Genomic DNA, 13,419 nt, shown 5'->3' with positions numbered 1-13,419 from the left:
CAAAAATACGGCTTTTAAACAAATTTATTGGGGCTGATCCTAAAAGCTTGTGTTTGAAATTTGGGATGATTCCGAATCTTCCTTCTCAAAATACTTCAACTCCAATTTTTCACCGGTAAAAACAGCATAGGTTTTGTGGTAAACCCATTCGCCCAGATTAATGTAACGACTTTTTGGGTTGAGTTGGATGTCCAAAGGCAAATGCCGATGCCCAAACACCATATAATCGTAATAGCGCGTTTTTAAAACTTCCTTGCAAAAAGTAACCAGCCATTCCTGCTGTCCGGGCTTGGATTCTTCCTCTTTTTCGTTGATGATCCTGCTTTTACGGCTCCATTTAGAAGCAATAGTTACACCCAAATTTGGATGCAAACGTGCAAAAAGCCACTGGCAAACTTTACTTCTGAAAAACCACTTCAATAGTTTATAAAACTGGTCGCCCGGACCCAAACCATCGCCATGATGCAGGAAAAACTTTTTGCCGTTGCGTTTAATTTCCAGTTCGTTGCTGATGATGGCTGCGCCCAATTCTGTTTTCAGATATTCGAACATCCACATATCGTGGTTGCCTTTAAAAAAGTACAGCTTTACACCGGCATCCGAAAGTTCGGCCAGTTTCCCTAAAAAACGGACATAACCTTTGGGCACTACGGTTTTATATTCGAACCAAAAATCAAAAACATCGCCCATTAAAAAAATTTCGGCCGCATCGTTCCCCACAAAATCCAGCCAGCGCACCAGCAAATCTTCCCGCTTGCGCGAAGTCTCGTAATTTGGAACGCCCAAATGGAAATCGGAAGCAAAATACAATTTATCGCGAACGGCCATGGCAGCAAAAATACAGTAAAAAGCAAGTGATTGGGAAATGTGCCAATGCTGTTTTTACCACACCAATTTTATACCGGTAAAAACAGTATGTCAAATTACAATCAAAAATAGTTATTTAGCTTAACCGTTATCCGGTTCTATCCGCATAAAAACATGAATACAAAAACGCTGCATTACCCGCTAACCGCAAAAGGAAATGTTACCGATGATTACTTCGCAACAGAAGTTCCCGATCCTTACCGCTGGCTGGAAGACGATCAATCCGAAGAAACCAAAGCCTGGGTGCAAGCCGAAAACGAGGTAACGCAGCAGTATTTGGCGCAAATTCCTTTCCGCGAAGCGATTTACAAAAAACTGCAAAAGCTGTGGAACTACGAAAAATACAGTGCTCCTTTTACCGAGGGAAAATACACGTATTTCTACAAAAATAATGGTTTGCAAAGCCAGTCGGTTTTGTACCAGCAGTTGGGGCAAAATAAGCCGGAGGTTTTTCTCGACCCGAATACTTTTTCTACGGATGGAACCACTTCTTTGGGCGGCATCAGTTTTAGCAAAGACGGCAGTTTGGCGGCTTACCAAATCTCGGAAGGCGGTTCCGACTGGCGTAAAGTGATCGTGATTTCCACGGAAAATAAAACCGTTATTGGCGATACGTTGGTGGATGTCAAGTTCTCCGGCCTAGCTTGGAAAGGCAACGCAGGTTTTTATTACAGCAGTTACGAAAAGCCGAAAAAAGGCAGCGCGTTGGCCGGATTAACACAACACCATCAGCTTTTTTACCACAAATTAAATACGCCGCAAGCTGAAGATGAACTGGTTTTTGGCGGAGCAGAAACACCGCGCCGGTATGTTGGCGCTTATCTAACGGAAGACGAACGTTTTTTGGTTATCTCCGCAGCAAACAGCACTACGGGCAATGAACTGTATTTGCAGGATTTATCCAAGCCGGAAAGCAGTTTGATGAACGTGGTTGATAACTTCGACAGTGAACAGGAAATTGTGGATAATGAAGGCGGCAAGTTGTTCATTTTCACTAATTTGAATGCGCCAAATTATAAACTAATTACGGTTGATGCTTCCAACCCAAAACCGGAAAACTGGCAGGATTTAATTGCAGAAACAGCAAACGTTTTGAACATTTCTACCGGCGGCGGAAAGCTTTTTGCCGAGTATTTAAAAGATGCCACTTCGCTGATTTTGCAGTACGACATGAACGGCAAATTGGAGCACCAAATTGAGTTGCCAGCAGTTGGTACGGCCGGTGGTTTCAGCGCGAAAAAAGAGGACAGGGAAACGTATTACACGTTCACTTCTTACGTCTATCCGTCCACCATTTTTAAGTACAATATTGCTTCCGGAGATTCGGAATTGTATAAAAAATCGGGCGTGGAGTTTGAGCCAGAACTGTACGAATCGAAACAGGTTTTTTATCCTTCGAAAGACGGAACGCAAATTCCGATGATCATCACTTACAAAAAGGACACTGTTTTTAATGGCAAAAATCCAACCTTGCTGTATGCTTACGGTGGTTTTGGGGTGAATTTAACACCAGCTTTTAGTACTTCTAACATTATTTTGCTGGAACAAGGCGGAATTTACGCCGTACCAAATTTGCGCGGCGGCGGCGAGTACGGCGAGAACTGGCACCTGGCCGGAACTAAAATGAACAAGCAAAACGTGTTTGATGATTTTATGGCCGCTGCCGAATATCTTTTCCAAAACCAATATACTTCTCCCGAATTTTTGGCGATTGCAGGCGGTTCCAACGGCGGTTTGCTGGTTGGCGCAACCATAACGCAGCGGCCGGATTTGTGCAAAGTAGCTTTCCCGGCAGTTGGCGTGTTGGATATGCTGCGTTACCATAAATTTACGGCCGGTGCAGGTTGGAGTTATGATTACGGAACAGCAGAAGAATCCGAAGAAATGTTTGCTTATTTGTACCGGTACTCGCCTTACCATGCTTTAAAACCGGCAGCTTATCCGGCAACGATGGTTACCACGGCAGACCATGACGACCGCGTGGTTCCTGCGCATTCTTTTAAATTTGCCGCGCGTTTGCAGGAAGTTCAGCAAGGCGAAGCGCCGGTTTTAATCCGAATCGAAACCAAAGCCGGGCATGGCGCCGGTCGTTCTACCGCGCAAATCATCAGCCAGGAAACGGACAAATGGGCGTTTATGCTTTGGAACATGAATATCAAATGGAAAGAATAACCCGCCAAAAAAGTACCGGTAAAAGAAGCATTGCGGTTTGGCTTTTGCTGATGGCATACTGTTTTTATGCCCCTTTTTTAAGTGCGCAAAACCCGGCAAAGTCAAACTTAAATATCGTTTTTATTGGCAACAGCATTACGCATGGCGCAGGATTAAAAGACTTTAAAACAATGGCTCCGCCAGTTTTTGCGGTTGATTTTTTAAAGCAGCAAGCGCAAACTGGCGAGGTAAATTTTTCGAACCAGGGCATAAGCGGCTTTACAACGGTTGATTTTTCACCCGGAACACGTTCCTTTAACCAGGTAGAGCAAGCTGCCCGTGGGTTTGAAAACACAAATGCACAACTTGTTTTTTCGATTGATTTGGGCACGAACGACAGCGCGGTGAAAGGCCCGAACGGCGCACCGGTTTCGCCCGAAAACTATTATCAAAATTTAAAAGCGATTGCCGACCAGCTTTTGCTCGATTTCCCGAAATGCAAAATCATCTTGCACCGCCCTTTGTGGTATAGCCCGAACACTTACAACCGGTCGCAATATTTAGCGGAAGGCTTGAAACGATTGCAAAGCTATTTCCCCGAAATCCATTCGTTGGTTAAAAGTTACGCTAAAACAAACCCTAAGCAGGTATTTTTGGGCGATAAAAAAGGCTTTAACCAGTTTAAAAAGCGGCACGAACAATTGATGCAGCACGAAAACGGCCAGCAAGGCATTTTCTATCTTCACCCCAATGAACAAGGCGCACAAAAATTAGGTGTTTTGTGGGGAAAAGCGATTGCTAAAGTTGTTGAAAAGTGAGTTTTAAACTGATTGAAACCGTTTAAATTTTTATCTGCAAAAACCTTTTGCAAGTTGTTTAAAACTTATTTTTGTTAGAATAAGGCTATTTACAACGACATCAATTCATCCCCCTAACCCCCTTCAAAGGGGGAAGCATGTCGCCTACCTTTCTAAAATTTAGAAATTTCGGCAAAAGAAAAATATGCGCCATGGCCCTTTTCCCCCTTTGAAGGGGGCCAGGGGGATGACCTTAATTATTGCCCGATAAAAGAAGCACCTGGAAATAAGTTTAAACAACTTCATTGCAAAGTTTGGCTGATGCTTCTTTTATCGGCATAAAATTAGTGTTAAAAAGCAATACCAATTTTATGCCGATAAAAGAAGCATGCTAATGTTCCTCGTCGTCTGTTGCGGGGGTTTTTGCGGCCAGCGCGGCAATCGGTTTGCCGATTACTTTGTGGCTGCCTTCGCCTTTTAAAATCGAAGCCAGTTCGGGCTTGTTTTGGATGACTTGTGTGGCGGCTTCCAGTTCTTTATCAAACTTAAAACTGTTTTCGATACGGCCTTTTTCGTAATAATAACGCGTAACCAATTCGCTTTCCAACACTTTTTTGATTTCGGCCTGATGCTGCACCAAATCGTTCTTTTTGCTCGCGGCCAGTTTGGTTTTCAAAGCTTCGTACTCGTTTTTGATCTCGCCCATTTGCTTTTCGCGGTCGGCAATGATTTTTAAATCCGTAAGCAAACGCTCGGTTTGCGTGCTGTAGCTGTAATCTTTGCCCGATAAGTACTTTATAAAATCGGCATAATCGGCATCGCTCAAACTAAAATTATCGGGCGAAGACAACTGGTTGTGGGTGTTGCGGTAATTGTTGGCGTAATTAAAAATCAGCATTTTGTTGACCAACGCATGGGTGATATTGGCCGGAAGTTCCTGTTTCACCGGCACATCAGGGTAAATGCCGCTGCCATCGTAAACCGAACGTCCGTTTTTGGTTTTGAATTCGTGGATAAGCGAATCGGCTACTTTCACCACCGATCCGTCTTCTTTCCGATGGGTATAATCAATCGCCTGGATACACCTGCCCGAAGGGACATAATATTTAGAAATGGTGATTTTGACCAAACTGTTGTACGGCATACTAAAGGTTTGCTGCACCAGGCCTTTGCCGTAACTGCGCTGCCCAATGATAACGGCGCGGTCCAGATCCTGCAAAGCACCAGCCACAATTTCTGATGCGGAGGCCGAACGTCCGTTTACCAAAACCACCAGCGGCAGTTCGGTTTCTATCGGTGTATTTTGCGTGTAGTAAATGTTGTTTTTCTCTTTCACTTTGCCTTTTTGCGCCACCACCTCTACTCCTTTTGGCACAAAAAAATTGACAATTTTAACGGCTTCCTGCAAAATCCCGCCGCCATTGTAGCGCAAATCCAGCACAATGCCTTTCGGGTTGTTTTTTTTGAGGTCGAGCAAAGCATCCTGCACTTCCTGGGCAGAGTTTTCCAAAAATTTGTCCAGCTTGATGTAGCCGATACCGCTTTTCAACATCCCGTGGTAAGGCACGTTGGGTTGTTTTATTTCTTCGCGAAGCAAATTCTTTACAATCGGTTGCGCTACGTTTTCGCGTTTTACCAGCAGTTTTACCACGCCGCCTTTTGCGCCTTTCAGCAAAGCGCTTACTTCGTCGCTGGTTTTTCCGTTCAGGTCAACATCGTTGATTTTTAATACTTCATCGCCTACCCGAACGTCTGCTTTTTGTGCCGGGTAGCCTTCAAACAATTGCGAAATGATGACCTTTTTGTTGCGGTTGTAAACGCCCGCACCGATGCCGCCATATTGCGTGCTGATGTAATGCAGCTTGTAATCTTCAATTTCTGATTCGGGCACAAACTCGGTGTATGGGTCCAGGCTTTCCATCATCGCATCCAAACCTCTTTTAACGAGTTTGGTGGAGTTGATCTCGTCCACATAATTGATGTTGACCTCTTTATAAACCGTGGCAAAAATATCCAGGTTTTTGGCCACCTGGAAAAGGTCTTCCTGAAAACCCCAGCCCGTTATAGCCAGAAGAAACAGCCCGCAGCCAATAACTGTTTTTTTACGCCTGCCAAACTCTACACGATGCTTTCTCATACAAATTGATTCTGAACCTAAAAACCTGTTTAAATTTTGTTCAATGCATTTCACATGCTTCTTTTACCACCTAAAAATCATTGACTTCTTTGCGGTTTCTGTGCCGGTATAATATCCAACACAGAATTTATGGGCATAAAAGAAGCATCGCATTTTTTCTTGTATAAATTTAAATTGGCTCTAATTTAGCAGAAATAATGCTTGTCGCTTTACAAAAAACAGGTTTTACAAACGATTATTGTCAATATTAACCAAAGCTTTTTTCAGCGTAAAAACAACGTATTCGCGGTCGCGGTCAACAAGTGCCATAATTCGTTTGATCAAATCGTCTTCGTTGCCTTCGGTATATTGCAGTTGCTCGTCGGTTAGCCGGTTGTATTTTCGCTGTACTTTAATTTTAACGCGTTCCCAATCTTTATTGCTGATGGTGATTTCTGCCATTTCGATAATTTTTATCCAAACCTAATACAAATTTTAAGCGTTTAAAAACAGTACCGGCAATTTTAAATAATGCCTGGTGCTAAACTATACAAACCCAATTTAATCAAACCCCAAAAAACGAACATGAAAAAATATTTTTTCACCCTGCTGGTTGCAGCATTAAGTTTTAGCGCGAAAGCACAGTTTAACATCGGCGTAAAAGGCGGCATCAATTTTTCGCATTTAAGTGTAAACGACGGAAGGATTAATTCGACTGCGCTTCCCGGCTATCAAATTGGTTTGTGGTCGCGTATCGGAAAAGGGTTTTATGTGCAGCCGGAAGTTTATTTGGGCAGTTCGGGCAGTAATTTTGATTTTCAATACAATAACCAAACCGTTACCGAAAGCGGAAAAGTCAGGTTTACTACGTTAAACGTACCGGTTTTATTAGGCCAGTCGTTTGGTTTTAGCAAACTGAATTTCAGGATAATGGCCGGGCCGATGTACACCTACATTTTGGACAACAATGAAAACCTATCCCAAAACGTACAAAACGCTTACCGAGATTTTGGCAATTACCGCAACAGTACGTTGGGCTACCAGGCCGGTGCCGGTGTTGATATTTTAAAATTTTCTGTTGATTTACGTTACGAAGGCGGCCTAACTGAAATCAACCCGGCTTATGGCCAGCGCCAAAACGTGTGGCATTTAAGTTTGGGCTACAAGTTTTTATAGGATAAAAGAAGCATCAAGCCTCACCCCAACCCTCTCCAAAAGAGGGAGTTGGCCAATGCTTCTTTTATCATGGTAAAATTGGGGTTACTTGTTGGTGTAAGAAGTAATCCCCGCAGGGTTAAAATAAATTTCGGGATATTTTGTAGTTGGGTCTGTTGTAGGCAAAGTTGGCCTGGTGCTGGCTTTTAACGTTATTCCTGCACCTGGCACAACATAATCAGCAGCAAGCCCTCTGCCGATAATGGTATAATAACGGCCGGGCGCAAGCGATACTGCTGCAGAAACTGTACCTAACTTTGTTGTTGTTCCGGCTAAATACATTTGGAAAGTATAGTTGGTAAGCCCGGCCGGATTAACATTTACGGCAACAAAATCACTTACATTACTATAGGCAATATTAGAAGTTAATGTTGAGGTAGTAGCTGTTGCAGCAGATGTTGCCGAAACATCTACAGGTTTACCATTAGGTACCATGTAAGCAAAACGCACATAAGCTTTGCCTGCACTTGCTATTGGAAACTTATCTTCAACAACTTTAATTCCGAGCGGCGAAGTTGTAGAACCCGGCAAGCCCAAAGCAAACACAGAGTAAGCCGAACCGTCAATAGTATTTTGGGTGGCAGTACCAATTACTGTACCGGGTGCGTTTGTTTGCGGACTAACCAAAGCAGGCGCAGGAGTTGATGTTTGGATTTTGATAACTGTGCTGCCTGATGCAACAGCCGCATAATTGTTTCCGGGAAAAAGGCCCTGATAGGTAGCTAAAGATCCTGTATAATTATAGATTATACCAGTTGTAATTGATGTTGCCAATGCATTATCTGTAACAGAAAGCGATGCATTAGGCGTGATCTTCGTTCCGTTTACGTAACCATCTATAGCCGGGGTTCCTGGCGCGGTATGCAAAATTTTAATTTGTGTTCCCGAAGCAGCGTCGCCAAATTGTGTAATTACACTTTTTTTACAACCAAAAGTTGCTACAAGCAATATACCTAAAAATATATTTGATGTTTTTTTCATTACAATTTCTTTAGCTTATGGTAAAACAAACCAGGGTTTTGTGGTATGATAATCAGGGGCAGTTGCGCCTATTTTTTGAAGGGCCGGTACGTTCCAGATGTATTCTGAATTGTAGCGCGGACGAACGACGTACACTTGCTTTCCGGCATTGTCCGGGTATAATGTACCTGGCTTTATAAAGCCCTGGAAAATGGTTGCATCATAACTGTACCTACGCTCATCAGACCATGCTTCTATCGGGTTCCATAAGAACAAGGCGATAAACTTTTGCTGTAATATATCGCTTAATTTTAAAGTTGCTGCCGATTGGCGTACGCTTGGCCCGGCCAAATATTTTGTTTGTATAGCAGACGGGATATAGTTTTGGGTACCGGTAAGGCTGGCTGCTACCGGAGGGTTGCTTGCAAAATCAAGTGCTCCTTTTATGCCGGCAATGTACGCCGTGTAGGCACCACCTAAATCTCCTTTTTTAAACAATGCTTCTGATTTCATAAACTGAAGCACAGGATAAGTCATCAATACGCCCCTCGAATTATCATTAAAAAGGTATTTGGCTGTTCCGGTTGTTTTTATTGTGTTAGCGCCGGCAAAAGCAGGAATCAAAGTTTTAGGATCGGCCGAATTGATATCGCCAAGCGGAGGTACAACGCCACGATAAGCCCTGTCGGCACTACGGTTTAGCAACAAAGGCAAACGTGGGTCAGCAAGCGTATCCTGGTCTGTTGTACCTGCAAGTATTCGCCCGTCAAGTAATCTCACAATAAAATCAGACTGGCGGAAACCTCCTAAGTTACCACGTGTTGGCCCCCAAAAATTGGCATCAGTAGAATTAGAGGCCGTGTTTTGCACACTGGCATTATCGCCATTACCTGCAAAAGAAAGGTCAACAAACTTAGCTACAGAATCTGCGTTAAAAGTTGATTTGTTGCTCATGTGCAAAGCATTTTGGGCGAGAATTGAATAAATAAATTTCACCCATTTGCTGCGGTCGCCGGCATACATGTAATCACCTTTTTGTAAGGTAGGCGAAACGCCTGTTATTCCATCTGTTTTTGTAGCCTGGTTAAAATATTGCAAGGCCAGCCTGCATTCTTTTACGGCTTCTGCATAAACGGTTTGCGGGTCATCATAGTTAAAAGTAAGCTTGGTAGGGTCATATGCTTCTTTTACCACCATATAATTGTATATATCGGCGCCATTTTGCCATCCCCAAGCACGAAGCGCATGGGCCACGCCCAGATATTCGTATTTGTTATGGGCAGTAGCATCCTGTATCATCAGGTTTACATTTTGCCCAAGGCTAAAATAAATGGTACGCCACATTTCACCGTTTGCATCTGTACCAGGTGAGTAGCCTTCTTCATCCCAAACGTTGTTGGCTGCTGAGGCTCCCCATATTTGGGCATATTGGCCAATGTACCTGCTATCATACCAAACACCGCGCTCCATACCAGCCTGTATAGGCGGCAACAAACTTGCTGCATCTACTATGGTAGGCGCATTAGGGTTGGTATTGATATCTACAAATTTTTTACAACCGCTTGCTATACCTATGGTTAGTAAAGCCGTTAAAGTATATATGAGTTTTTTCATGTCGAGTTTCTTAGAGCCTGTTTAAATTTTATTCAATTTATTTTCGATGCTTCTTTTACCCCCTAAAAATCATTGGTTTATTACAGTTTTTGTACCGATGAAATATTTAAAAACAAAATTTATAGGCATAAAAGAAGTATTATGGATTTTGATGATAGAAATTTAAACAGTTCCTTATAATTTCACACTTACTCCGAAAGAAATTGTCCGTGGCGTAGCTAAAGTACCATAGTCAAACCCGGCCGCTCCAGATCCCCTTGTTGATGAATTTGTTCCGTTTACTTCAGGGTCTGCACCGGTATAGTTGGTAATTAAAAACAAGTCCGTTGCCGTTACATAAACCCCGAATGATTTAAATACTTTTTGTCTGCCTAACAAGGAAGCAGGCAATGTGTAACTAAGCGTTACGTCCCTTAATCTTAAAGTGCTGATGTTGCGTTCAACAAAATCAGACTCAATAGCATTTTTGTAATAATCGTTTTGGTAATAAGGATTGATCTGAATAGTGTTTGCCGTAGGGGCGGCCGAATTTTCTTTGCCATCTTTAAGCACTCCCGGTACTACAATCGGGGTTTGCCTGTTTACAGTGCGTGCGCTCAGACCATAACGGGTAAGGAACAGTTCGTTACCGTTAAACACATCGCCGCCATGACGATAATCCAACAAGAAAGACAAACCAATACTTTTATAAGTAAAGTTGTTGCCAAAGCCTAATGTAAACTTCGGCTGACGGTCGCCTACGGTAACAAACGTACTATTTGAAATAGGCATACCGGTTGAAGGGTCAACCAATATTTGCCCCTTATTATTGCGTGCATAGCTAAAACTTGCAATATTCATCAAACTGCTGCCAGGGAAGATACTGGACCGGGCATTGGCATATATCCAGGTATCGGAATTGTAGTACTCTGGCAGATCGCCCAGGTTGATTACTTTACCGCGGTTTAAAAAGAAGTTTACAAATGGCTTCCAGGTAAAATCCTTCGTTTTTACAGGTGTAGCATTTAACTCAACCTCAATACCTTTATTTTGAATCTCACCGCCGTTAACCAACTCCAAAATATAGCCGGAGGCGTAGCTGATACGCGGGTCAAAAATCTGGTTGGTCGCACGGTATTTATAGAAGTTGATCTCTGCCCCTAAACGTCCGCCAAAAAACTGAAGCTCTGTGCCCAGCTCCATTTGATAATCCTTCTCCGGTTTAAGTGCAGGGTTATTACCAGTAACATCGTAAGCATAGCCACCACCCGTTGTGGATTGCTGTATTACACTCGATTTAATTTTATAAGGGGCAAAAGGATCCTTGCCTACACCTGCATAAGAGAAACGTATTTTACCAAATGATAAAACTTTACTGCCTTTTAAACCAGGCAGTTCCGAAAAGTTAAACCCAACACCACCTGATGGGTAGAAGTAAGAAGATTTAGTTGTACCGGCCAAACGCGACGAATAATCATTTCTGGCGGTAGCGTTTAAAGTGATCAGTTCTTTATATACCACACTTAAACGGGCAATTTCTCCGATCCGGCGCGTTTCGGCATAAGTTGATGTGGCACGCTGTGTTGTTGGTGTGGTATTGTTAATGGTATTAAAATCTGGCTGCAAAAATGCTTCGCCGTACTGGCCGTTGGTGATATCCTTGCCATCGTAAACCTCGGCACCCAAAGCCAAAGTTGTACGGAAATCGCCAAAGTTGTGCTTTAACGTGGCAAAAAATGACCCGTTGATCAATAAGTTGTTGTCATCATAATTATCAATAATACCGCCTTTAGTGATACCGCTTGCAGGTTGGAAACCTGATGAAATTGCATTTTGATAGGAATTGCTATACTGGCTTACCAGGTTATTTCCCTGCGTGGTATAAAAATCTACACCAAATAAACCTCTTAAATTTAACCAGCTTGCAGGGTCATAAGAAAGATCAAAATTACCGATCATGCGGTTTGTTTTATCTCGGCTAATGTTATTGTTCACATCCCAAAAAGGGTTGTCAAAATCTATACTTGCATCAGCAGTAATATTTTGAAGGCTTGGAGGCAATAATGTTCTGCGGCTGCCATCAGGATTTAAGTAGTTACGAACATTATCATTTGTAGGCCAGGATAGCGCGTTGATGTACGTTCCGCCATCGCCTTTGTTGGTTTTACGGTTATCTATATTAAAATAATTGAAGCTTGCACTGCTGGTTAGCTTAGGCGTTAATTTAGCCTGCCCGGCAAAACGGAGCGAGAGTTTATCGTTGTAAACCACAGGTATAACACCTCCTGTATGCCGGTATTCTCCTGATATGCGGTAACTTGCATCTTCTGTACCACCTGCAAAAGCCAGGTCATGCAGTTGCGAATAACCGGTTTGAAAAAAGTTTTTTAAATTATTATACGTCTGCGTTCCGGGGGCATAAGCCGGGCCGTAGGCAAGCCTGGTTGTAGGGTCTGCGTATCCGGCAGTACCGGGGCCAAAAGTAGTTTGGATTTTAGGGAAACGGTATTCGTTAGAAAAACTGAAGTTATTGTTGTAAGTAATATTGCCTGGCCCGCTTTTGCCTTTTTTGGTAACAATAACAATTGCACCGCCTGCCGCATCCGAGCCGTAAACTGCCGCAGCATCTGCACCTTTTAATACGGTAACAGATTCTATGTCATCCGGGTTGATATCTGCAATACGATTGGTAAAATCTTCGCGCCGGTTATCGCCGTTAGAGGCCAATGCACTTTGGCTCATGGCATCGTTGTTAACACGGATGCCATCAACCACAAACAATGGCTGGTTGCTGCCGCCAATAGAAGTGATCCCACGTAAAACAATAGATGCCGATGCGCCCGGCACACCGCTTGTACTGGTTACGGTTGCACCTGCAATCCGGCCTTGCAGGGCATTTACCAGATTTTCGCGCTGGGTTTGCTCAATTGCAGCACCGGTAATGGTTTGGGTAGAAGATGTCAGGTCGCGTTTGCTCTGTTTAACGCCAAAGCCTGTGGTTACCGTTACTTCGTTCAGTGTTTTGGTGTCCTGTTTTAACTGAACATTGATAGCACTTGCTGCACCAACAGGTATTTCCTGCGTTGCCGTTCCAACAAAACTAAAAACTAATGTTTGCCCAGCACTGGCATTAATGGTATAAATACCCTGCATATCCGTTTGCGTGCCCGTTGTTGTGCCTTTAACTTTTACGGAAACGCCGGGCAGAGGCAAGCCGTCTTCGGCAGCTACAACTTTACCGGTGATGGTTTTGCTTTGCGCAACAGCTTGTGCCACATAAAATAAAAACCCGAGAAAAAACAGAAGTAGATTTTTTTTCATACGTAATTGGTTTTTTGATTGAACATTAGATAAAAAAGAAAGAATTTATTATGGACGAAAGACGAGATAAATATACTTGAATAAAAAACAAAGGCAATTAAAAATCTGGCTGGTTAAACAGCCACTGTTTAAGAAACACGGGTTTCAGCCACGCAATATAATGTACTTTCTTTTAATTTTTTCACATAATATTTCTTTGTACAATAAAGTAAATGCCATGCTTCTTTTATCAGGCAAAAATTGGTGTTTGTACGAATTTAAAAAGCCAACTGGTTAAGATTTTTAGGTGATAAAAGAAGCATCAACCCAAAAAGAAGGCGGCAGAAAAAAGTTCAAACAACTTCACCATAAAAATTTATAATGCTTCTTTTATGCCTATAAAATTGGTGCCTGTTATTA

9 protein-coding genes are annotated in these 13,419 nt (G+C 42.8%); 3 read left to right on the top strand and 6 right to left on the bottom strand.

What is annotated here, in order from left to right; translation table 11 throughout:
* Positions 1-39 precede the first annotated feature (39 nt).
* Positions 40-828, bottom strand: a complete 789-nt coding sequence (locus V5804_RS13425; RefSeq protein WP_369591912.1) for a UDP-2,3-diacylglucosamine diphosphatase — start codon at positions 826-828, stop codon at positions 40-42.
* A gap of 153 nt (positions 829-981) precedes the next feature.
* Here V5804_RS13425 and V5804_RS13420 point away from each other — a divergent pair, with 153 nt between their 5' ends.
* Together V5804_RS13420 and V5804_RS13415 are read left to right on the top strand one after the other, a co-directional pair.
* Positions 982-3,039, top strand: a complete 2,058-nt coding sequence (locus tag V5804_RS13420) for a prolyl oligopeptidase family protein (protein WP_369591911.1) — start codon at positions 982-984, stop codon at positions 3,037-3,039.
* Positions 3,027-3,836 carry a GDSL-type esterase/lipase family protein gene (locus tag V5804_RS13415; RefSeq protein WP_369591910.1) on the top strand — a complete coding sequence of 270 codons (810 nt, stop codon included), beginning with the start codon at positions 3,027-3,029 and terminating at the stop codon, positions 3,834-3,836. The genes V5804_RS13420 and V5804_RS13415 overlap by 13 nt, the downstream gene beginning before the upstream one ends.
* Positions 3,837-4,206: 370 nt before the next feature.
* On the opposite strand, the gene V5804_RS13410 is transcribed toward V5804_RS13415, so the two are convergent.
* Positions 4,207-5,952, bottom strand: coding sequence for a S41 family peptidase (locus V5804_RS13410; protein WP_369591909.1), 1,746 nt, complete (start codon positions 5,950-5,952; stop codon positions 4,207-4,209).
* Positions 5,953-6,177: 225 nt separating this feature from the next.
* Complete coding sequence (locus V5804_RS13405) at positions 6,178-6,393, bottom strand: hypothetical protein (protein WP_369591908.1); 216 nt, start codon at positions 6,391-6,393, stop codon at positions 6,178-6,180.
* Between the two features lie 123 nt (positions 6,394-6,516).
* Here V5804_RS13405 and V5804_RS13400 point away from each other — a divergent pair, with 123 nt between their 5' ends.
* Entirely contained in the window at positions 6,517-7,107 is a 591-nt protein-coding gene (locus tag V5804_RS13400; RefSeq protein ID WP_369591907.1) for a porin family protein, read from the top strand.
* An 84-nt stretch (positions 7,108-7,191) separates the two neighbouring features.
* Here V5804_RS13400 and V5804_RS13395 read toward each other — a convergent pair whose 3' ends face one another.
* From V5804_RS13395 to V5804_RS13385, 3 genes are all read right to left on the bottom strand, one after another.
* Positions 7,192-8,127: a DUF4397 domain-containing protein gene (locus tag V5804_RS13395; protein WP_369591906.1), complete on the bottom strand. Its 936-nt coding sequence runs from the start codon at positions 8,125-8,127 to the stop codon at positions 7,192-7,194.
* Positions 8,128-8,142: 15 nt separating this feature from the next.
* Complete coding sequence (locus tag V5804_RS13390; protein ID WP_369591905.1) at positions 8,143-9,720, bottom strand: SusD/RagB family nutrient-binding outer membrane lipoprotein; 1,578 nt, start codon at positions 9,718-9,720, stop codon at positions 8,143-8,145.
* A 174-nt stretch (positions 9,721-9,894) separates the two neighbouring features.
* A complete protein-coding gene (locus tag V5804_RS13385) occupies positions 9,895-13,020 on the bottom strand; it encodes a SusC/RagA family TonB-linked outer membrane protein (protein ID WP_369591904.1) in 3,126 nt (1,041 codons plus the stop codon).
* Positions 13,021-13,419 lie beyond the last annotated feature (399 nt).

The organism is Mucilaginibacter sp. (genome assembly GCF_041088075.1).
GTDB lineage: Bacteria > Bacteroidota > Bacteroidia > Sphingobacteriales > Sphingobacteriaceae > Mucilaginibacter_A.
This window is presented reverse-complemented; position numbering and strand designations above follow the sequence as displayed.

Excerpts from the sequence above, each read along its gene's own strand:
- V5804_RS13385 (WP_369591904.1), bottom strand. The coding sequence starts at position 13,020 with ATGAAAAAAAATCTACTTCTGTTTTTTCTCGGGTTTTTATTTTATGTG.
- V5804_RS13400 (WP_369591907.1), top strand. The coding sequence starts at position 6,517 with ATGAAAAAATATTTTTTCACCCTGCTGGTTGCAGCATTAAGTTTTAGC.
- V5804_RS13425 (WP_369591912.1), bottom strand. The coding sequence starts at position 828 with ATGGCCGTTCGCGATAAATTGTATTTTGCTTCCGATTTCCATTTGGGC.
- V5804_RS13415 (WP_369591910.1), top strand. The coding sequence starts at position 3,027 with ATGGAAAGAATAACCCGCCAAAAAAGTACCGGTAAAAGAAGCATTGCG.
- V5804_RS13420 (WP_369591911.1), top strand. The coding sequence starts at position 982 with ATGAATACAAAAACGCTGCATTACCCGCTAACCGCAAAAGGAAATGTT.
- V5804_RS13390 (WP_369591905.1), bottom strand. The coding sequence starts at position 9,720 with ATGAAAAAACTCATATATACTTTAACGGCTTTACTAACCATAGGTATA.
- V5804_RS13395 (WP_369591906.1), bottom strand. The coding sequence starts at position 8,127 with ATGAAAAAAACATCAAATATATTTTTAGGTATATTGCTTGTAGCAACT.
- V5804_RS13410 (WP_369591909.1), bottom strand. The coding sequence starts at position 5,952 with ATGAGAAAGCATCGTGTAGAGTTTGGCAGGCGTAAAAAAACAGTTATT.
- V5804_RS13405 (WP_369591908.1), bottom strand. The coding sequence starts at position 6,393 with ATGGCAGAAATCACCATCAGCAATAAAGATTGGGAACGCGTTAAAATT.